This is a genomic window from Rhodococcus sp. 06-156-4 (assembly GCF_002259345.1).
In the GTDB taxonomy this organism is placed as follows: domain Bacteria; phylum Actinomycetota; class Actinomycetes; order Mycobacteriales; family Mycobacteriaceae; genus Rhodococcoides; species Rhodococcoides fascians_E.
Window position 1 is genome coordinate 68,180 of the sequence record NZ_NPGB01000012.1, and the last position, 20,270, is coordinate 88,449.

At 63.7% G+C, this 20,270-nt stretch carries 18 protein-coding genes; 8 read left to right on the forward strand and 10 right to left on the reverse strand.

All coding sequences use genetic code 11. The features are described from left to right. Positions 1-53 precede the first annotated feature (53 nt). The 8 genes from CH290_RS07300 to CH290_RS07335 all read left to right on the forward strand — a co-directional run bounded on the left by CH290_RS07300 (position 54) and on the right by CH290_RS07335 (position 8,324). Entirely contained in the window at positions 54-1,502 is a 1,449-nt protein-coding gene (locus CH290_RS07300) for a CYTH and CHAD domain-containing protein (RefSeq protein WP_020110512.1), read from the forward strand. 111 nt (positions 1,503-1,613) lie between these two features. After that, positions 1,614-2,564, forward strand: coding sequence for a hypothetical protein (locus CH290_RS07305; protein WP_020110513.1), 951 nt, complete (start codon positions 1,614-1,616; stop codon positions 2,562-2,564). A 307-nt stretch (positions 2,565-2,871) separates the two neighbouring features. Beyond that, complete coding sequence (locus tag CH290_RS07310) at positions 2,872-3,114, forward strand: ANTAR domain-containing protein (protein WP_020110514.1); 243 nt, start codon at positions 2,872-2,874, stop codon at positions 3,112-3,114. A gap of 147 nt (positions 3,115-3,261) precedes the next feature. After that, on the forward strand, positions 3,262-4,290 hold the full coding sequence (locus CH290_RS07315) for an Hsp70 family protein (RefSeq protein ID WP_033188896.1): 1,029 nt from the start codon (positions 3,262-3,264) through the stop codon (positions 4,288-4,290). 105 nt (positions 4,291-4,395) lie between these two features. After that, positions 4,396-5,472: a fused (3R)-hydroxyacyl-ACP dehydratase subunits HadA/HadB gene (locus CH290_RS07320; RefSeq protein WP_020110516.1), complete on the forward strand. Its 1,077-nt coding sequence runs from the start codon at positions 4,396-4,398 to the stop codon at positions 5,470-5,472. Positions 5,473-5,576: 104 nt separating this feature from the next. Further along, a complete protein-coding gene (locus tag CH290_RS07325; protein ID WP_020110517.1) occupies positions 5,577-6,188 on the forward strand; it encodes a TetR/AcrR family transcriptional regulator in 612 nt (203 codons plus the stop codon). 104 nt (positions 6,189-6,292) lie between these two features. After that, positions 6,293-7,498, forward strand: a complete 1,206-nt coding sequence (locus CH290_RS07330; protein ID WP_033188897.1) for an MFS transporter — start codon at positions 6,293-6,295, stop codon at positions 7,496-7,498. Positions 7,499-7,571: 73 nt separating this feature from the next. Then, positions 7,572-8,324, forward strand: coding sequence for a TspO-related membrane protein (locus tag CH290_RS07335; RefSeq protein WP_033188898.1), 753 nt, complete (start codon positions 7,572-7,574; stop codon positions 8,322-8,324). Here CH290_RS07335 and CH290_RS07340 read toward each other — a convergent pair. The 10 genes from CH290_RS07340 to CH290_RS07385 all read right to left on the reverse strand — a co-directional run bounded on the left by CH290_RS07340 (position 8,284) and on the right by CH290_RS07385 (position 20,169). After that, complete coding sequence (locus tag CH290_RS07340; RefSeq protein WP_033188899.1) at positions 8,284-9,312, reverse strand: beta-galactosidase; 1,029 nt, start codon at positions 9,310-9,312, stop codon at positions 8,284-8,286. The two genes, CH290_RS07335 and CH290_RS07340, sit on opposite strands and share 41 nt — an antisense overlap. Next, positions 9,309-10,439: a glycosyltransferase gene (locus tag CH290_RS07345; RefSeq protein ID WP_020110521.1), complete on the reverse strand. Its 1,131-nt coding sequence runs from the start codon at positions 10,437-10,439 to the stop codon at positions 9,309-9,311. Before CH290_RS07345 ends, CH290_RS07340 begins: the two co-directional genes overlap by 4 nt. Next, positions 10,436-11,581 (reverse strand): MATE family efflux transporter, encoded by a 1,146-nt coding sequence (locus tag CH290_RS07350; RefSeq protein ID WP_020110522.1) that lies wholly within the window; start codon positions 11,579-11,581, stop codon positions 10,436-10,438. Before CH290_RS07350 ends, CH290_RS07345 begins: the two co-directional genes overlap by 4 nt. Beyond that, positions 11,578-12,675, reverse strand: a complete 1,098-nt coding sequence (locus CH290_RS07355) for a glycosyltransferase (RefSeq protein ID WP_033188900.1) — start codon at positions 12,673-12,675, stop codon at positions 11,578-11,580. Before CH290_RS07355 ends, CH290_RS07350 begins: the two co-directional genes overlap by 4 nt. 77 nt (positions 12,676-12,752) lie before the next feature. After that, the gene (locus tag CH290_RS07360) at positions 12,753-13,376 is read right to left on the reverse strand and encodes an acyltransferase (protein WP_020110524.1); all 624 of its coding nucleotides are present in this window, start codon (positions 13,374-13,376) and stop codon (positions 12,753-12,755) included. Further along, positions 13,373-14,407, reverse strand: coding sequence for a GDP-mannose 4,6-dehydratase (locus CH290_RS07365; protein WP_033188901.1), 1,035 nt, complete (start codon positions 14,405-14,407; stop codon positions 13,373-13,375). Before CH290_RS07365 ends, CH290_RS07360 begins: the two co-directional genes overlap by 4 nt. Beyond that, positions 14,404-15,399 carry a GDP-mannose 4,6-dehydratase gene (locus tag CH290_RS07370; protein WP_019665629.1) on the reverse strand — a complete coding sequence of 332 codons (996 nt, stop codon included), beginning with the start codon at positions 15,397-15,399 and terminating at the stop codon, positions 14,404-14,406. Before CH290_RS07370 ends, CH290_RS07365 begins: the two co-directional genes overlap by 4 nt. Beyond that, a complete protein-coding gene (locus CH290_RS07375; RefSeq protein WP_033188902.1) occupies positions 15,396-16,538 on the reverse strand; it encodes a glycosyltransferase in 1,143 nt (380 codons plus the stop codon). The genes CH290_RS07370 and CH290_RS07375 overlap by 4 nt, the downstream gene beginning before the upstream one ends. A gap of 582 nt (positions 16,539-17,120) precedes the next feature. After that, the gene (locus CH290_RS07380; protein ID WP_033188903.1) at positions 17,121-18,638 is read right to left on the reverse strand and encodes a cellulase family glycosylhydrolase; all 1,518 of its coding nucleotides are present in this window, start codon (positions 18,636-18,638) and stop codon (positions 17,121-17,123) included. Positions 18,639-18,765: 127 nt separating this feature from the next. After that, entirely contained in the window at positions 18,766-20,169 is a 1,404-nt protein-coding gene (locus tag CH290_RS07385; protein WP_020110528.1) for an O-antigen ligase family protein, read from the reverse strand. Between the last annotated feature and the right edge of the window lie 101 nt (positions 20,170-20,270).

Sequence of the window (20,270 nt, forward strand, 5' to 3'; positions counted from 1 at the left end):
TGCCCGGCGATGTTTGCCTCCGTTTGTTCACCTGTGTACGGCAGACTCGTTCCATGGCTTCGATACACACCGAACGTGAGGACAAGTTCGACGTCGACCCGGACTTCGTCCTTCCCGATGCGGACAAGCTGATTCCTGCGGGCGGTTCCGCGACGGAGTCGGAGGTCTCGCTCGTCAGCACGTACTTCGACACCGCGGATCTCGACCTGCTGCAGCGCGGAATCACGGTGCGTCGCCGACGCGGTGACGCCGACACCGGATGGCACGCAAAGGTTCCGGCCGACAAGGCGCGGACCGAGATCAGGTTGCCGCTCGGTAGCGGTGAGGACGCGACAGTCCCGGGTGAACTCGCGGAGCTTCTGATCGGTGCCACGCTCGGCAAGCCGTTGTCCCCTGTGGCTACGTTGACGTCGCTGCGCAGGCTTCACGTTCTGTCCGATCGGAAAGGTCGCGTGGTTGCCGAACTCGCCGACGACACCGTCACGGTCGATCTGTCCGGCGCCGACGGGCACGGTTGGCGGGAGGTGGAGGTCGAGCTCGGTCCCGAGGGGGCGGAGTCGGATCTGAAGCAGGTGGGCAAGAAGCTGAAGGCGGCAGGGGCACGCGTCGGCGCGCATCCGTCGAAATTCCATCGTGCGGTTCGCTCGTCGGCCGAGCCGGTCCACACGGGAACCGTCGGCGTCGTCGCGGACTACCTGAATCAGCAGGCCCAGGCGATCTTCGCGGGCGACGTGTACCTGCGTCGCGGTATGGATCCGATTCATTCGACGAGAGTCGCGATTCGCCGTTACCGCAGCACGCTTCGCGTGTTCGCCGAACTGTTCGACGACGACAGGGCGCTGTTCCTGGAAACGGAATTATCCTGGTATGCCGGACTTCTCGGTGAGGTTCGCGACCGTCAGGTGCAGCGTGCTCGCTTTGCAGAATCCCTGGGCGAGCTACCGGATCACCTGGTGCTCGGTCCCGTCGCCGCGCGAATCGAGAACGATCTGCTCGCCGAGCAGCTTCGTTTCCGTGCCGTGGTGACCGCCGAACTGGACGGCGAGCGGTATCTCGCCCTACTGACCGAACTGGCGCAGTGGACCCGCGGCTTACCGCTGGCGAAAAGCGCGCACAAGCTCGACGACGACGATCTCGACGTTCTCGCACGCAAGGCAGGCAAGAAAGCATCCAAGCGGGTGGCTGCGGCGACAGTCGCCGGCGACGACGAGGCACTGCACCGAGCCCGGAAGGCAGGCAAACGGGCACGCTACGCCGCAGAGTTGGTCGAGCCGATCGTCGGGAAGAAGGAGTCGAAAGCCAGGATCGCCCGGTACAAGAACGTCCAGGAGATCCTCGGAGAGCACCAGGATGCCGTCGTGGCCGCGGCGACCCTGCTCGAGTTGGGCCGCAAAGCGGGTGTCACGCCAGGAGAGAACGGGTTCACGTTCGGGTTGCTGTACGCGCAGGAACTCGCCGCCGCTGCCGCGTCCCGCGCGGAGATAACCGAGTCCGGAATCTGAATGCGACGATTGTCCGGTACCCGGGTAGTCTGATTGCCGATCAAACCAACCGATCGCCCGGATTGGCGTCGGGTACTCGGTTCACGGCACTACACGGGGGGTACGAGCGGCATGCACATCGCGCTTGGCGTGCACGTCAGCACGTACGAGGTCACGGCGTCGCTGGTGGACACCACCCTCCCGGAGCTCGGCCCTGTCGCGACCCGCACGGTCACCGTCGCCGCAACTCCCGGCGGAATAGGCGGAGCCGTGTCGACCGCGCTCGGCTTCATGCGCGTCCAGGCCATGCAACACGACCTGAACGTCGCTGGTGCAGCGGTGGTGTGCGAGAACGCTCTTCAACGGGAAATCGTCGCCGACGCCCTGGCTGCCACCGAATCCGAGCCGACTCCCGTCGTCGACATCTTCGACGATCGCCTGTCCGACGCCTACACCCCGGACATCGCTGCCGCCCTTCTCGTGGGCTCGCTCGCGCCGGCAATCGCAGCACCCAGTTCAGCGCGAGAGCCGCACCGCGGGGTCTGGCCGATTGCCGCCGTCGGCGCCTGCGTTCTCGCCGCCCTGGGCGGCGTCACAGCATGGGCGATGACGGCAGATCCGTCGCAGGCCGGCGGTTCGGTCCCGTCGGAGATGGTCTATCCGTCGGATGTCCCGGCCTCGGATGCGTCGCCGACGCGCCCTGCATCCATCCCGGTCGGTGCGTCGACGACCGCTGCTCCGGAGCCGCCGATCGACGGCGTGCCAGGCGCCGACGCGCTTCCGGTCGATCCCGGCGCTGTCGTCGTCGTGCCCCTCGCACCCGTCGGAGAAGCTGCGCCGCAGCCGGAAGCCGGGCAACCCGAGTCCGCCGACCCGGGCGCAGCAGCACCGCCGGTCCGTCCGGTCCCGACCGAACCAGGCCCGACGCGGCCGGGTTCGACCAAACCGAGCAACGGTGGGGTGACGACGACCTCGACAATCCCCGAGACACCCGTTACGACGCCGACTACAACTGAGACCACGTCTTCGCCGTCAATCAGCAGCACTACCGACGCGCCGATCATGGAGAACGACGTCCCCTAGATCCGGCATGCCTGCGTTCGGTACTGCTCCCGAAGCCTCATGAGTACATGACGATTCGGTCGTGTGAACCGCGTGTGAATTATCCGCGGAGTAGTGAATTGTCATCGAACATCGGTGGCAGTCGGCGGGAATTCCGGGCTACCATCGGTCCATGATTTCCAGCGGCCGTTCGCTTCGGCTACAAGCCGGCTCGCGGCCGCGTGTGTGTTGTATGCGCTGTCCGTAACTCGTGCATCGTTGTCTGGCGCATTCTCGAAGTTGTTGTTACCGACGCATATTCACATCTCACGGATTGTAGGTTGGCTCGATGGACGATTCTCGGACCAGTATCGATTGGGCTGTCGGAGTTCTCATTGCCTTGCGGGGATATTCCCCGGAACAGGCATTCGAAGAATTGGTGACGCACAGTTTCACGTTCGATGTCAGCTTGTTGCAATCCGCTCGTTCGCTCGTTGCGGCAGCGCGTGAGACAGCTACGGACGCAGCGCCTGTCGGTGCCGCCACGCAGGAGTGGGGCGACTTGCTGGCGCAGCGTCGACGGGTCGCGTGAGCCCCTGCGGCACTGTGTGCGGTCACTACATCACAGTGAAAACAAACTGAAAGATTGAAAAAGGCTCCCTGGGCCTACCCAACGAAGGATTTCCTGGCTACCATCTGTGCAGGAGTCGGACGTGACGGGGCAGAAGTCGAGGGAACCATGAGAACGGTGCTCGGAGTGTCGGTGGGCTCTGCCACGGCTCGCGCGACGGCGCTGGACTCGGCCGACGACTCGGTGCGGTCTGCCAACGTCGTTCGGTCGTTCGAGGCGAAGGGTCACGTCGCCGCAGCGCTGGAGCTGCTCGAGTCCATGGCGACGGTGCAGCAGGTCGATCGCGAGGACGCCGTTCTCGCTGTTCCGGATGACCCGGCGTCGCGCACCCGCAATTCCGCGTACTCGGTGCACCGGTCGGACAGGTACAACATCGTGTCGGAACTCGGCGCGCAGCTGCGCTATCTTCGCGGCTCCGGTCAGCTGGACGGGCTGCGCACCGTCGCGGTGTGCGACGTCGGTGCATCCGGCACGACGGTGTCCGTCGTCGATCCGGCGAGTGGCCGCGTGTACTGCGCCGAGCGAACCAGTGCGTTCGGTGGAACCGTGTGCGACGAGGCCGTGCGGGATTACCTGCTCGCCACGTACGGTGCGGACGAACTGATCACCAGTTCCGGGATCGACAGTCTGATGGTGGCCATTGCGTACGCGCGTGAGCAGCTGTCCAGCCTCCGCGTCGCGGAGGTGCCAGGTCCGTTCGTTGCAGGCCCGATCCGGCTGTGGCGCAGCTCTTTCGACGAGATCGTCAAGCGGGCCGTGTATTCCATCGAGGACTGGACCGCCAGTGTGATCGTCGAGTCCCCGCGGGCGGTGAACGCACTCGTCATGGTCGGAGGGTGTGCGCACCTACCGTTGCTCCGTCGGGTCTTCAGACGGGATCTACGTCTACCGGTGTTCGTGCCGTCGGCGCCGGAATCGTTGACCGCTCATGGTGCCGCTCTTCTCGCTGCCGACGAGGTTCGGCAGCGCACCAGGCGTCCGCTGGCGGCGGTCACGACCATCAGGGCACAGGAGTTCACGACCATCACGGCACAGGAGTTCACGACCAGCACGGCACAGGAGTTCACGACCATCACGGCACAGGAGGCATTCGGTTCCACGGCGTATCCGGCGATGCCGAGGCATCGGTCGGCGTGAGGATGTTCGTGTGGTGAACGGCGGTAGGTGCGATGGGCCTATGACGTGCCACAAGCTGCGCGCCGCGCGTGGTCTGGCGGCGCGGTTGCAGGTATGTTGCGTCGAATGAGTGAGAATGCGACAGTCGCCGAGACCTTCGACCCTGCCGAGACCTTCGACCCTGCCGAACATGTGCGAGCGATGGTAGGGCGGCATTACCGCACTGCCGACTACTACGACGTCGGACGCGAGAAGGTTCGCGAATACTCACGTGCAGTCCAGGACTTCAACCCGGTCCACTGGGAGGGTGACGCGGCCGAGGCTCTCGGTTATTCGAGTGTCGTCGCGCCGTTGACGTTCATGTCGCTGGTCGGCACGCTGGCCCAGAAGCGTCTGCTGCAGAAGATCGCCGTCGGGTTCGACTTGAGTCAGATGCTTCAGACCGATCAGGTCCTCCAGTTCCATCAGCCGATCGTTGCCGGCGATCACCTGTACTGCGACGTCTCGCTCGACTCCTACAAGGAGGTCATGGGCAAGGACATGATGGTCACCAAGAACATCGTCTCCAATCAGCGGGGTGAGCTGGTGCAGACCACGTACACGACGCTGCTCATCGGGCGCGACGGTGACGTGGACAAGGGGATCGTCGAGGCTGCGGAGAATCTCGTCATGCAGGGCGCGACGACTCTCGCGGCGCGCGCGGGTGCAGCTGATCACGACGAGGACGAGGATCAGGTGGAGCACCCGCCGCTGACCGTCGTCGACGTGCCGTCGTCGGCGTCGGTGAAGTTCGACGACGTCTCTGTCGGAGACGAGTTGCCCGGAAAGTCGTTTCGTCTCACTCGGGGCGATCTGGTCAACTATGCCGGAGTTGCGGGCGATGCCAACCCGATTCACTGGAGCGAGGGTTTCGCCAAGCTCATCGACCTCGAGAACGTGCTGGCCCACGGCATGCTCACCATGGGCCTCGGCGGTGGCTACCTCACCGAGTGGATCGGTGACCCGGGTGCGGTGAAGGACTACACCGTTCGTTTCACCGCGCCGATTCCCGTGGACAGTCACCGCGCCGCCGAGATTCAGTTCGGTGGAAAGATCAAGTCCCTCGACCCGGAGGCTCGTACCGCGGTCGTGGCACTCAACGCCACCTTCGAGGGCAAGCGAATCTTCGGCCACCGCGCTACGGCGACGGTCCGGCTCGCCTGACACGTGAGTGGAAATGTAGGCCCTGGAGCGACCCGATGGCCCTACATTTCCACTCACGTAGGGGGAGTCGCTTTCTATGGACAGATCGATACACTATTGCTAGCGTGTCCGTCGTGGGTAGGAACGCCAAGTTCGACCGAGGTGCAGTCGTCGAGGCTGCGCTGGGTGAGTTCTGGACTCATGGGTACAACGGCACCAGTACGGAAACGCTGTGCCGTGCAACCGGCCTGGGCCGCAGCAGCTTGTATCACGCTTTCACCAGCAAGGTCGGTCTGTACGAGGAGTGCATGGCCTCGTATCTGAGCAAGGCGGACGAGTCCGTGGACGCCGTTCTTCATCGAGAGTCGTTGTCCGTTCTCGAGCGTGTGTCGATCTTGTTCGAGGATCTGATCGACGACGAGATCGCCCGACGTCGTCGCGGTGGTCCGTCTGGCTGTTTCTCCGTCAACACCGCGTTGGAAGCTGCGGACGATCCGGAACTCGCAGTGCCGCATCAGCAGATGTCGACCAACTTGCGTCGCCGCCTGTCCGTGATGAGTGACTACCTTCGCGCCGGCCAGGCCGTCGGCGACATCGCCTGTACCATGGCCCCGGCCGCCCAGGCAGAGGTGATCAACGGGGCCGTTGTTGGAATTCGTGTTGCCGCCCGAGTGGGATCGGGTCGAAAGTCCATGCGCGCCATTGCAGATGGCGCTCTGATGGTATTGACGCCGTAGAAATCTGACTTGCAGTCTACGTCGTCGCCGAACGGCGAAATTGTGAACTGATCTGTACAGAATCAGACCAGTCCGATGCCCGTCACGCGGAACGAAGGACATACGTGAGCTACGCCGAATCGATCGACGAGACCGAAGAATCCGGTCAGGTGACCAGTGTCCCTTTCCCGGTCTACGTTCTGGCGTTCACCATTCTCGCGTTCACGACGAGCGAATTCATGGTGTCCGGGTTGATGAACGATCTTGCTCGCGACCTTCCGGCGAGCATCCCGAGCGTCGGGTACCTCATTGCCATCTACGCGTTGTCGATGGTGATCGTTGCGCCGCCCGCATCGATTCTGCTGGCTCGGGACCCACCGAAGAAGGCGCTTGTCGCAATCTCGATCGCGTTCATCGTCGGCGAGTTGATCGCAGCTGCAGCACCGAATTACGCCGTCATCGTCGTCGGCCGAATCATTACCGGTGCGGCGGCGGGTACGGCCTACGGCGTCACATTGTCGATTGCCGCCCAGTCCGTTCCGGAGAAGATCCGTGGCCGTGCGATAGGCATCGTCATGGGCGGCAACACGATCGGAACCGTGTTCGGTCTTCCTCTCGCGAGTTTCCTCGGCAACGCCTTCGGGTGGCGGCTCGCGTTCGCCTTCGTGGCGGTGCTCGCCGGCGTTGCCCTCGTTGCGAGTGTGAAGTTCGTGCCTACCGTGGATGCGGGTGCGCCACCGAAGATCCGGGCGCAGTTGTCCGAGTTGAGGAACGGGGGATTGTGGCTGGCCTACGCGACCAGCGGGCTGCTCATCGGCGCGGTGTTCGCGATCTTCAGCTACTTCTCACCGATTCTGACCGACCGTGCGGGCTTCGATCAGAGCTTGGTGCCTGTCATTCTCGCTGCGTACGGTGTCGCCTGCGTCGTCGGAATCACCGTGGTGAGCCGGTTGTCCGACAATTTCCCACTGGTCGTCTCGATCGTCGGCGCAGTGGTGATCTTCACGTCGGGACTGTTGTTTCTGCTGGCGGACAGCAACAAGATCGTGGTGTTGGTCGGCGTAGCCGCCCTGGGACTCGCCGGGGTGAGCCTCAACCCCGCCTTCGCAGTGCGGGTGATGCGCGTCGGCGGCGTGTCGTTCGTGGTCAACACCGTGCATACATCGATCATCTGCTTCGGCATCTTTCTCGGCGCATCACTGGGTGGTGTGATCATCGATGCCTCCGGTTGGGTGCACTCCGTCTACTACCTGACGCTGGCCTTTGCCGCCGCGGGAATTCTGGTGCTCCTGCCCATGACGAGGCGTGCGAGAAACGAGATTTCCGGATGATTGCTCGTTCGAGGGTCGGGAGAACCACGACCCACCCGTTTGTCGACGTCCTGAACGGGGCATTCTCCGGCCCATGAAAGTCGGGATACTCGTCAGTGCGATCGTGGCCGTGGTGGGCTCGTTCATCGGTTCGGGGGCGTGGGTGGGCACGCCCATCGCGGAGGCTGCGGGCGGTGCGCTCAGTGCGACGTCGACGCTGGTGGCGCCGTCGGGACCAGCGTTTTCGATCTGGTCGGTCATTTATGTGGGGTTCGTGGCGTATGCGATCTGGCAATTCTTCGCGGGACCGAGGCAGGAGACCCTTCGCGGGCCGATCGCCCTGTCGATGATTCTGAACGCGGTGTGGATTCTGTCGATCCAGCTCGATCAGCTGTGGCTGAGTGTGCCGATCATCGTGCTACTGCTCGTGGTGCTCGTTCGTGTGTTCGTCTCGACGCAGGCGATCAGGCCGGAGAGCAGGCTCGACGCAGTCGTCACCGACGGCACGATGGGCTTGTATCTCGGGTGGGTGTGCGTCGCGACGATCGCGAATGTGACTGCTTTCCTCGTCGACCTCGGCATCGAGGGCTGGGCGACGGTGTGGGCCGTTGTCGTTCTCGTCGTTGCCACCGTGGTGGGCGTCGGGCTGGCGACCTACTCCCGGGGCGCGATTGCCCCGGCGCTCGGCATCGTGTGGGGCCTGATGTGGATCGCGCAGGGCAGGCTGGCGGGCGACCTGGACAACGCGACGGTGGGGTGGACGGCTGTCGCCGCTGCGTTGGTGGTCGGGGTGTACACCGCGGTCGTCAGGACCCCTGCACGACGGCGAACGACGGTTTCCGGCTGAAGTCGGCTCGCAGCAGTCCGTAGTTCTGCTCGGAGTCGAAGGCGTCGGCTCCGGCGTCGCGCAACGCATGTACGAACACCGGTCCGACGTAGGGCAGCCGTGACGCCTGCGCCAGGCTGCTGCCGATGATCGCGGCTTGGGCTTCCTCGGTGACGGCCATCGGGCCGTTGCCGGTGGGGGCACCCAATTCGGTGATCCAGATCTTCTTGCCACCGTCACCGTTGGCTGCCATCGTTCCGTACGCCTGATCGACCTGTGCCCACTGTCCGTTGGGGTCGTTCTCCACGGTGAAGGGGAACGTGTAGGGGTGCAGCGCAACGGCATCCATGAACCCGCCGGCTCCGGCAGCGTACATCTGCTGCAGGAACGTCACGGGCGCGACGGTCCACGCACCGGTGTCGATCGTCGTCGCGAGGCCCGCGCTCAGCACCGTCGCGCCGGGGTCCGCGTTGTGAATGGCGGGGTAGGCGGCACGCAACAGCCCGACGTAGCGTGCCGCGTCGACGGGTGCGAAGAACGACGGGATGTTGGGTTCGTTCCAGACCTCGTAGGAGTCGACCCGGTTGCCCAGATGCGCCGCCGCAGCGCCCGCGAAGGCGCCGTAGGTGTTGGGGTCGACCGGAACTGCTCCGGGAAGCAGGCTGGGAATGGGTCCCTGTGCCCATGCGGGAGTTCCGGCCAGAACCGCGAGCACCGAGTAACCCTGCGCGCGTGCGGCATCGACGACACGATCGGTGTTGCCCCAGTCGAACACGCCTGGCGCCGTCTCGATCTGAGCCCAGTTGACCACGACGCGCACCCAGGATGCCCCGACTTCCCGTCCGGCCACGAGCTCGTTGCTCAGAGTCGCGTCGTCGAGGAGCAGGAACGGTGCACCGCTGGAGAAACCGAGTCCCGACGGCGGGGCGGCCTGCGCGGCCGGTGCCGTCACGCCCAGTGCGAGCGCCACAGCGGCGGCGACGGTGATCAGGCGGGTTCTGAGCGTCATGACGATGATCCTAAGGTGCCGGGGAGGGACGCGCCCACCAGTGATGCGACCGAGGTGTGCGGTGCGCGTTGTTCCCACCGTTCGGCGTTGAGGTCGTACAGTCGCTCTCCGGCTTTGACGGCCGTGTTGCGGTCCAGCAGGTACCGCCTGCATTCTGCGACGAACTGTTCCGGGTCGTCGAACGTGGGCAGTTCGAAGATCGAGCCGAGAGATCCGACGGCGGCCGATGTTCCGACGACGGGCAGTCCCTTGCTGGCGGCGTCGAGGATTTTCACGCGCACGCCACCGCCGGTGGCGACCGGCGCGATGAGTGCGCGGCAGGTGCCCAGAAATTCCTGGAGGTCGTCGACGAAGCCCAGATCGCGGACACCGTCGGGATAGTCGGGGTCGGTGGCGCCGTCGGCTTTGGCGCCGATGATGCACAGTTCGGCGCCCTCGATACCGTCGGAGATCTGCGGCCAGTACTGCAGGGCGAGCTTGAAGGCCTCCTGGTTGGGCGGCCAGCCGCGGGTTCCCATGAACACCAGTCGCTTTGCGGTGTCGCTCAGATCGAGCCTCGGTGCGGGCTCGAGGGTCAGATCGATCCAGCGAGCGTCACCGACTCCGTTGGCGCGGTACATCTCGGCTTCCTCGGCGTCGTAGGTGCCGACGGCGTCGGCTTTCCTGGCCACCCTGATCTCGTCGCGCAGGATGCGTGGCGCTTCGATCCGTCCGGTGAGCCCGCGCGTCACCTTCCACACCTGCGACTCGGTGTTGACGGTGTTGATGACGAACGGCGATCCGAACTTCGCCGACCGAATGAACGGTTCGGCCATGTAACTGTGTTCTGCCACATAGACATCGGACTCGGACGCGTCGATGGCGTCGACGAATGCGTCGACGTCGTAGCGTCCGTGCACCACACTTCGATTGGGGCGCAGCGATTTCAGCAGAAGTCGCGCATCGACGGCCGGCTTGGCTACCCGCGTGACGTCGGGGTCCGGCGACGGTTCGGACTCCTGGGACAGGCACAGCGACCTGACCTCGAACGCTTCACGAGCGAGCTGCATCATCAAACGCGACAACGCGATGTCGCCACCGTGTTCGGTGACAGGGTCCTTGGACAGCAGGAATGTCGCTCGTCTCACGACAGCACCTCTTCTTCGACGGGTACGCGGTAGAGCGCTCGGGTGAACCACAGAAGCAGCACTGCGTCGGTGATCACCGACGCGACCGCCGCGCCGACGGCGCCGAGCGGGAACAGGCACAGGATCAGCACCATCTTCAACGGTGCCAGCGTGGCGGCGGCGAGGACGCGGGTCCGATCGCGGTGTTGCAGATAGAGCACCGTCGTGAACACGTAGTTCACGACGCGCATGACGACGAAGACGCTCATGACGGCCAGGGCGCCGGCGACTTCGGGCGGAGCGGGGGTGAAGAACAGCACGACACCTGCGACGAGGAGCAAGGAACCGGCCGCGGAGGCAAGCAGGACCGTATGCTTCAGCGCCGGTCCCGCGGAGACGAGTCCACCTGCTTCACGCAGTCTTTCGTGGAAGGTGTGGCCGAACGACTGGCCGACGAAGGCTACGGCCCACGCCGTCACCGACGCGACCGAGTAGTACCCGGCGATGGTGCTGTCGGTGAGGTACCCGAGCAGCAGGACATCGCCTTGGATGTAGACGGCGTTGGCCAGGTTCTCCGAGAACAGCAGCGACATCTCACGGCGCGACCCGGGAACTCGTGGCCGAGAGGTTCTGGACTGTGCGAGTGCAAGAACGGAGATGAGAAGGTACGGGCTGACGTAGAGCAGGCTGGCGACGAACAGGGTCGGCTCGGCGACGAGGAACAGGTACGCGGTCGCGAGTGCGATACTCGCAGCTTGACGCGCGGTGTCCATCCGCTGGGTGATGTTCGGATGCCCGTCCCGCAGCGCCCGGCTCTTGTACGCGTTGAACGTCATCTCGCCGCCGGCGACGACGAGCGCGAACCAGGCGATGTAGTCGACCTCGATCAGGCACAGACCGACAACGACGAGTCCGACGCCGATCAAGGAGCGAGTGGTGCGCTCACCCAGATAGTCGTCCTCGGCTACGCGGATGGAGCGGACACCGAACGGGTGATCGAGGGGTGCGGCGACGATCGCGGCGAGCGCGAAGGCCATTGCGTAGTGGCCGTAGTCCGCGATTCCGAGCTGGGCGATCAGCGCTACCGTCCACAACAGACCGATCCCACGCCCGCCGTACGTCCACAGTGCCGCGACGCCTGCTTTGACCAGATTGCTGTTCACTGCGCACCCGACCTGGTCGCGGCGGCGCCGACGGCCTTGTTCCACTCCGCCAGGAAGTCCTGGACGACGAACTCCGGTGTGTTGGCCCGGCGCAGTGCCTCGACTTCGCGTCGCAGTGCGGCGAGGGCAATCTCGTCGGCGACGAGTCCCGCGGCGGCGTCGGCGACGTCGGTGATGTCACCGTCGACCACCACTGCGCCGCCGTCGGATTCGGCCAGTGCTCCGTACTTCATGCACACGATCGGTGTCTGGTAGGCGATTGCCCTGGTCACGACGGACGAGGCGGGGAAGGCGTCGCCGTAGATGGTCCGTCGGCCGTACGGAACCACGAGCGCGCGGATGGAGGCGAAGAAGGCATCCTCGTCGGGACCGTTCACCTCGCCGACGATCTCGACACCGTCGACCGGGGGAAGCTGCTCGGTGCCGCGACCGGCGACGCGGATGGCGATCTCGCGAGGAAGTCGATCGCGCAGCTGTTGGATCTGATCGAAGCCCTTGCCGCGGTACACGAGACCGAACAATCCCACGGCGAGGGGGCGCTCCTCGGCGGGGGTGAGGTCGGCGCGTTCGGGGACGAACAGCGTGCTCGCTGCGGCGGTGGCCCTGGGGTATTCGCGTGCCAGCGAGTCCGCGCCTGCCGCGGTGAGAGCGAAGAACGTGCGCTCGCCCGCCGCCGCTGTCTCGAGCCTTCGCCACAACGCACGCAGCGGGTAGTGCAACCCGTGGTTGAGCACCTTCTGTCCGGCGAGGAACTTGGTGCGCGCAGGCCACCAGACCAAACCGGGAGGATCGTGCACCGTCGCCGTCGCGACCGGATCACCGTCGAGCTTCCACGTCGCCCAGAAGGGCACCACGGATCCCCCGCTCAGTTCGCAGTGCACGATGGTGCGTTCCGGGTCGTCGACGAGTTCGTCGATTGCTCTGCGGTGACGGAGGATGTCGCGTACCGAGTCGTGTCCTGGACCTTCGTGGCGATGCTCCACGACATCCCGGAAGTGAGGACGCACGGCGTCGACGAAGTCGTCGGCGTAGTCGCCCACACCGCCCACCCCGGACCGGGGGGCGACGTAGACGAGGCGGTAGTCGCTCAGCATCAACGGTGGGTGCTCCTTCGGAGCCTCGTGAGTGGAAATGTGGTTCCTGGCCTACATTTGCACTCACAAGGGAGGGGTCAGTAGAAGAGTGGACGATACTTCGGGCGGTACTGCAGAGCATCGGGATCGCGGGCGCCGCGGACCTGCGCGGGAACCCCGGCGACGACCTCGAGCTCCCCGACGTCCTTGCGTACCATCGAGCAGCCACCGACGACAGCGCCTCGGCCGATGGTCACACCGCTGAGCACCGTGCTGCGGCTGGCGATCCACACGTAATCGCCGATCACACACGGTTCCAGAATCGGCTTGAACGTGGGATCGTTGTGATCGTGGTAGCCGCCGATGATGTGGGTGTCGCTGGCGATGACGACGTTGTCGCCGATGGTGATTCCGCCGCGAGCGTCGAACATGCACCGGAAGCCGATGGAGCACGCCTCACCGATGACAAGGTTCTCGATGTCGAGGATGGTCGTTCCACGAAAGATCGAGGTGTCCTTGCCGATCGTCGCGCCGAAGGCCCGAAGGAAGTTCTGGCGAACGAAGTGCGACGGAATGTAGGTCACGATCATGTTGAAACCCAACGTGCCGATCCGATTTCGGATCTTGCGCGTCAGCGAGATGTCCTGCATCTTGTAGTCCGAGACATGGTGAACCTCACCCTGCACCTCACCGTGGACCTCGGGCTTCTCTACCGCTGTCATGCTGCCAACTCCTCGCTCATGTCGAATTGGACCATGGCTTCGACGATCTGCTCGAAGTTCATGGTCGGCCCCCACCCCAGAATCTCGCGCGCCTTGGACGCGTCGCCGACCATTCTCGCCGAATCGGCCGGTCTCAGCATGTCGGGATCTCCGCGTACGTAGCTCTGCCAGTCCGTGATTCCGACGGTCGACAGCGCGGCGGCGACGAAGTCCGCGACGGAGTGAGCTCGACCCGTCGCCACGACGAAGTCGTCGCCCTTGCCGTATTCCGCCATCTTGACCAGGGCTGCCACGTAATCCGGCGCCCAACCCCAGTCGCGCTGTGCGGACGTGCTGCCGAGTTCGATGACACTCTGCGTTCCTCGAGCGATCGCTGCGGCTGCTTTGGTGATCTTGCGGGTGACGAACGTTTCCGGCCGACGCGGCGACTCGTGGTTGTACAGAATTGCGTTGGTCGCTTCCAGCCCGCGCGCTCGATAGACCTGGACCATGTTGTGACTCAGAGCTTTCGATGCGCCGTACGGCGAGGTGGGAGCGATCGGTGTTTCCTCGTTCTGCATCGCGATACCCGAGCCCGCGAAGATCTCCGCGCTGGACGCGTTGATCACCATCACACGCTTGCCCGACGCCTCCTGATGCGAGAAGCAGGCATCCAGGAGCGACGCCGCCGAGACACCGTTGACCCGGGTGGTGAGCACAGGATCGTTCCACGACCTCCATACCGAGGAGATACCCGCCAGGTGGAAGACGTAGTCCGGGTCCACCGCACGTACGAGCGTCGAGGCCGCTCCCGGCTCACCGAGGTCGGTCGCGTGCATCGTGACATCGTCGACGACCTCCGTCGACCCCGGCTTGGCCACACCGTGTACGGCCCAGCCCATCTCGACGAGAGCCTCCGACAGGTAACTGCCGTCCTGTCCCGCGACCCCAGTGACCAGAGCCGTCGGTGTCCCTGTCCGGAATCGTTCCTGCAGGCTTCTCTCCTGCCTGTCCGGTCGTTCCTGCAGGCTTCTCTCCTGCCCCTCGGTCACGCGATCTTGATGGCGTGAGGCGACTGCTCCGCCAGGTCGTTCTGCACCATCATCTTCACGAGCTCTTCGAACGTGACCTTGGGCTTCCAACCGAGCTGTGCGTGCGCTTTGGTGGAATCGCCGACGAGTAAATCGACCTCGGCGGGGCGGAAGAACCGCGGGTCGATGCGGACGTACTGCGACCAGTCCTTGATGTCGACGGCCGCGAACGCGTGATCGAGCAGTTCGCGAATCGAGTGGGTTTCGCCGGTGGAGATGACGTAGTCGTCGGCTTCGTCCTGCTGGAGCATCGCGTACATCGCTTCGACGTAGTCACCGGCGAATCCCCAGTCTCGCTTGGCGTCGAGGTTGCCGAGTGCGATCTCGCTCTGCAAGCCCAGGGCGATCCTGGCGACGGACTGGGTGACCTTGCGGGTGACGAATTCGATTCCGCGACGAGGGGATTCGTGGTTGAACAGGATGCCGGAGCTGGCGTGCATACCGTAGGACTCGCGGTAGTTGATGGTCATGTAGTGGCCGTAGACCTTGGCGACGCCGTACGGCGACCGGGGCCACAGCAGGGTCTCCTCGCGCTGCGGGACCTCCTGGACCTTGCCGAACATCTCCGAGCTCGAGGCCTGGTAGAAGCGGACCTGCTTGCCTGCGACATCCTGGTAGAGGCGGGTGGACTCGAGCATGTTCAGCACGCCGCCGCCGGTGACATCGGTGGTCAGGCGTGCGTTCTCCCACGAGTATGCGACGAAGGAGACTGCGCCGAGGTTGTAGACCTCGTCCGGGTCGGCGACTGCGAAGGCACGCATCAGGCTGGAGAGGTCGAGCAGGTCACCGGTGAGGACCTCTACCTGGGGGAGGACTCGGTCCAGCATTGCTGCCTTCGGATTGTTCTGTCCACGAAGCAGTCCGAAAACTTTGTATCCCTTGCTCAGTAGCAGTTCGGCAAGGTAGAGGCCGTCTTGTCCGGTGATTCCTGTGATCAATGCCCGCTTCGTCATCGCGACAAAGTCCTCTCGATTGTGTGTTCGTGTATGTCGGTGACTGCCGAAATCAGTTCTGCCGCGAAGCGTTCCTCGCTGAACTGCTCCACGTGAGCCTGAATCTTGGGTGGCACCCAGGTTGTTGCCTCGAGTGCGTGTACTGCGGCTCGAATCGATTCGGGATCGGGCTGGTCGAAATAGACTCCGGTGACACCTTCCTCGACGGTGTCGAGGAATCCGCCCCAGCGAAGAACGACCGACGGTTTGCCGTGATAGCCGGCTTCGATGGGAGTGAGTCCGTAATCTTCATAGCTCGCGGCGACGACGGCGTTACAGCGACGGTAGAGCCAGGTCATCTGGCCCGCGGACAGGTCGCTGAGCATGAGAACGTTGTCGGACTTGATCTTTCGTAGTCGTTCGGCCTCCGGCCCTCGTCCGACGACGACGAGCTTACGAGATCCGTCGGCGAAGGCAGCGATCACCTTGTCCACGTTCTTGTACGGAAGCAGACGCGAGATGCACAGGTAGAAAGAATCCTCGCCGAGCCAGGCTTGCGCGTCGGCGATCGGTTCCTCGGGTGCACTGTCGACGGTGAACGGCGCAGGAAGGACGGTGGACGAGAACCCGTATGCGTCGGTGATCCGCTTCTGCACGACGGTGGAGATGGCGAGATATCGGTCTGCCGACTTCGCTGCCCGTCTGTCCCAGCGTCGCAGCGGAGATGTGAGAACTTTCAACATGATTCGCTTCGCGAGGCTGCTGGACTCGCCCAGGTACATCTCGGCCTCGTAGAGCCAACGTGCAGGTGAATAGCAGTAGACGAGTTTGCGACCCGGCGTCCTGAAGCCGTGTGCCCACCCGCTGGTGCTGGTGAGCACGACGTCGGCGTCGATGGTGATGGACTCCGATGCGAACGGGAGGAGCGGAAGGGCAGCGCGGTGGTTCTTGCGCAGGAATCCGATGTTGTTGAGCCGCGACGGTCGCACATCCAGGTCGGCGAACTCAGGGAACGTCGTCGACGGCTCGAACAGTGTGGTGTAGATGGGGCTGTCCGGAAACGCGCGGGCCATGGCCAGCACGACTTTCTCGGCACCGCCTCGCTGCGTCAGGTAGTCATGGGCGATCGCGACGCGAATCGTGGGCTCTGCCTCGGTCATTCGCGCTCCTTCTCGGTATCCGCGAAATGGGCGGAGCAATGCCGTGGAGCGATTGTTGCTAATTGCATCTTCAACCCGTCGTGTCGAACCGTGCACTGAACAGTGGTCGAGCCCCCAGAAGAACGTGAATCAGTCAGCGGTGCTTGAACTTTGCAGTGCTGGTTAATCCAGAAACGCCACACCAACATTGGTGCGGCGATCCTTCGTGCATCCCCCGACTGGGATGGAACTGTAGTCGACGGAAGATATTCCGTGTCATTCGTTCGCTCTATAAGTATCCGTCAAGTGCCGTAATTGGTAGCGCTAAGTGAGGTGGTTCACAGTGCGAATTCGGCACGAGGCATGTATGGATACTCGTCATTCGTCCAGATTTAACATCGGCGAAATATTTGCTCCGAGCGGGCCGGTTCACGGTGCTTTACACGGGCGATGTGAATGGAAACCGACCGGCATCGATGGAATTTCATGTCCGAAGACGAATGGGTGGGCAGCCCGATGAAAAGCGTACCGAGTATCAGTCTTTCGGTCGAGTATTAAGACGGAGAAACATTCACTGAGAATGTTTTCTTGAAGCGATAAAAATCAGCGGGTGACTGTTGTTCCCGAGCCGGGAATCCAGGTGATGTTGCCGTACTGGAAGTTCACGCGAACGCCCCCGCCGGGGAGTGGTGTTTCGTCGGAGGTGGCAGGGCCGAGCGTGGGATCCCAAGCGGCGACGATGCCGCCGCCGATGAGCCTTGTTCCACCGAGCTGCGTCGAGAAGACGCGGAGCCCGAAGGGGCTGTCGAAGTCCTGGTAGGTGCCGTTGAAGCCGGTGGTGGGGAGAAATCCGCTGTAGCGCACGGCGTCGGCGACGGCTCTCGGGGAGGTGACGAATCCGCCGGGCATCTCGAAGACGACGGCGTTCTGACGTATCTGTGCCCAGGTGTCGCGGACGAGGAACACCGGTGAGAGGGCGGCGCCCGACGAGGCGGGGACGGTCTGGAAGCGGGTGTGTTCGGCCGACGTCGGGAAGCCGCTCATGATCTGCGACATCACGGCCCACAGTGCCGGCTTGCCGCTCCAGTCGGTACGCAGGAGGCCGAACGTCATTTCCGGGTCACTGCTGCCCGTCTGCTGGTCGCGGAGCTGGTACAGGTGAATCGGCCCTGCGTAGGGCAGCTCTCGCCACTTCGTGATGAAGTTCGCGATCATGTCGCTCTGGGCGGTCTCCGACGCGTACGCCGTCGGGACGCCGTACTCGGTGGCCCAGATCTTCTTGTTGCCGTCGCCGTTCGCGACCATGGCCGCGTGGATGTCCATGGCCTGACGGGCAGGTGAGTGGTCGACGTACACGCCGTCGCCGAACTTCAACGAGTACTGGTACGGGTGGTAGGAGAAGGCGTCGAAGTAGCCGGCCGCGCCCGCCGTGTACATCTGGTTCACGAATCCGACGGGGTTGACCATCCCCGGCCCGTCCTCGACCGCTCCCAGCACACCGCCGATGACTGTCGCCGACGCGTCGGCCGCCTTGATCGCCGGGTAGGCGGCTTTGAGGAGTTGGGTGTAGCCGGCGGCGTCGGGTGACGGTCCGTAGAACATGGCCCCGTTGGGCTCGTTCCAGATCTCGTAGGCACTGATCTTTCCGGCGTATCGCGCGGCGACCTTACCGGCGAACTGCCCGAACGTCGCAGGTGACGCCGGTCGGGTGTTGAGCGGCTGACCAGCGGGTGAGGTTGCCCACGGCGGTGTGTAGGCGATGATTCCGAGGATCGAGACACCGCGTGCGTGGACGGCGTTCACGACGCGATCGACGGAGGACCAGTCCAGCTGATTTCGGGTGTACTCGACGTTGAACCAGGGGATGGACAGTCGAATCGAGCTGATTCCGGCTGCGGAGAGCATGGACAGGGTGGTGTTCAGTTCGGCATCGGACGACCAGAGAAGCGCGCCGCTGTCGGAGACCCCGAGTGGAGGCTGCGTTGTCTGCGCGTGCGCGAGACCAGGCCCGACGGATCCATCGGACGACGCGATCAGCGACGGTCCACTCCACGTCAGAGCGGCAGTGACCAGAACGACGGTCGCGGCAGAAATCAGCGAGCCGATTCGAGTCCTTTTCATGATGGTGAATCTCTCCGCAAGGGGCTCGTCGGAGGGGAGTCGCGAGCCGATTGTGGGAAATCATTACACCCGACAGGGAGTTTTGTACAAACGAAAACAATCATGCTTGACGGGACGAAACTGCTGGTCAAGCTGTCTTTGCTGTATCCAGTCTCGGAGATGAGAATGCGGGTGATTCCCCGTCGTCGGGCAGGTTATCCGTTGCCTTTTCGCGCGCCAGGACGAGAAAAACGATCAGTACGGAAAATGCCATCGTCGTGGCCGGAATGGTGACGACGGGGAAATCCAACTGCAGCGCGACGACGGAGAATCCGATGAATCCGCCGCCGATGAATCCATGTTCCCAGTTGCGCGATCGCAGGCAGCGGTAACCCAGGTACGCCCCGACGACGATGATGGCCAGGAATGCGAGTCCGGTGAAGATTCCGCCGCGGTAGACCGACAGCAGGGGAGCATTCGCGACGTAGTTGACGTCGAACGCGGTGCCGGGATCCTTGAATTCCTCGCGCCCCCAGCCGAGCCCGAAGAGCCAGTGTCCTGCCATGTGACCTGGGAAATCGACGAGCGCGTCACCGCGAGCCGAGGACCCGGCGTCGCCGCTGCCGAAGGACGAGAACACGCGGTTCCGGACGGTGGGAACGGCAAGGGCGCCGACGAACGCCAGGGCGAAACCGCCGATGATGGCCACGCGTTCCCGGGTGCGCAGGTTCTGGAACAGCAGCATCAGAAGCACGCCGAAGACCACGGAGAAGAGCGCCGCACGGGACAGCGTCAGCACGATCGACCCGAAGAGCAGCAGTGACAGGGCGATCCGTAGACGCCCGCGGATGAGCAGAACGCACAGCATGAGGGCCACGAACAGGCCGATACCTGCGGCGTTCGGGTCGATGTAGGTACCGGCGAGTCGGACCGTGGCGGCGCCGTCGGTGTAGACGAAGCGGGTGCTTTCCTCCTCGGTGCCGTATCCGAACGGCGACAGATACCGAATCAATCTGCCCGACGGGTCGGCGACGAGGATGACGAGTGCGAACGCGGCCGCTGCCGACGCGGAATAGACGTAGATCCGCCCGAACAGTTCCAATTCTTCGCGTGGGAGTCGGAGAAGTGACACCGCAACTAGTGTCGAAACGAGCCATTTACCGAATTCTGCATAATCCACTGTCGTGCCGGCCGTAGCGAAGACGGAAATCGCCGAAGTGACGATCAAGGCGATGACGGCCATTTCACCGACTGTGACGCGAGTCACGGCTGTGCGGTGAATCACCGACGCGAGGATGACTGCTGCGCCCAAGGTGAACACGAGGGGAGCGTGCACCCCCGGAACGTAACCGAATGGCAATGCGCCCAACGAAAATGCAAGAGCACGAGTCAAATAGAGTGGGTGGCGCAGGCCGATGTAGGCTCCAACGGTCAGTCCGACGAGTGCGAACGCGCCCAGTTTTCCGGGTGTTCCGCCGAGAATCATCAACAATGTAACGATTATCGGGACGACGACGATGACCGCCGCGTCGACTCGTTTCGAGATGCTCATGGGCACTGATGTTGTCACGCTTTCACACCTCTGCAACTGCTAAGTGATGCCGAATCGATGACGGCACTTTATTCTCATCGGCGAACCAGGATTTTTCGATT

Excerpts from the sequence above, each read along its gene's own strand:
- CH290_RS07300 (WP_020110512.1), top strand. The coding sequence starts at position 54 with ATGGCTTCGATACACACCGAACGTGAGGACAAGTTCGACGTCGACCCG.
- CH290_RS07305 (WP_020110513.1), top strand. The coding sequence starts at position 1,614 with ATGCACATCGCGCTTGGCGTGCACGTCAGCACGTACGAGGTCACGGCG.
- CH290_RS07310 (WP_020110514.1), top strand. The coding sequence starts at position 2,872 with ATGGACGATTCTCGGACCAGTATCGATTGGGCTGTCGGAGTTCTCATT.
- CH290_RS07315 (WP_033188896.1), top strand. The coding sequence starts at position 3,262 with ATGAGAACGGTGCTCGGAGTGTCGGTGGGCTCTGCCACGGCTCGCGCG.
- CH290_RS07320 (WP_020110516.1), top strand. The coding sequence starts at position 4,396 with ATGAGTGAGAATGCGACAGTCGCCGAGACCTTCGACCCTGCCGAGACC.
- CH290_RS07335 (WP_033188898.1), top strand. The coding sequence starts at position 7,572 with ATGAAAGTCGGGATACTCGTCAGTGCGATCGTGGCCGTGGTGGGCTCG.
- CH290_RS07340 (WP_033188899.1), bottom strand. The coding sequence starts at position 9,312 with ATGACGCTCAGAACCCGCCTGATCACCGTCGCCGCCGCTGTGGCGCTC.
- CH290_RS07355 (WP_033188900.1), bottom strand. The coding sequence starts at position 12,675 with ATGCTGAGCGACTACCGCCTCGTCTACGTCGCCCCCCGGTCCGGGGTG.
- CH290_RS07360 (WP_020110524.1), bottom strand. The coding sequence starts at position 13,376 with ATGACAGCGGTAGAGAAGCCCGAGGTCCACGGTGAGGTGCAGGGTGAG.
- CH290_RS07370 (WP_019665629.1), bottom strand. The coding sequence starts at position 15,399 with ATGACGAAGCGGGCATTGATCACAGGAATCACCGGACAAGACGGCCTC.
- CH290_RS07375 (WP_033188902.1), bottom strand. The coding sequence starts at position 16,538 with ATGACCGAGGCAGAGCCCACGATTCGCGTCGCGATCGCCCATGACTAC.
- CH290_RS07380 (WP_033188903.1), bottom strand. The coding sequence starts at position 18,638 with ATGAAAAGGACTCGAATCGGCTCGCTGATTTCTGCCGCGACCGTCGTT.
- CH290_RS07385 (WP_020110528.1), bottom strand. The coding sequence starts at position 20,169 with ATGAGCATCTCGAAACGAGTCGACGCGGCGGTCATCGTCGTCGTCCCG.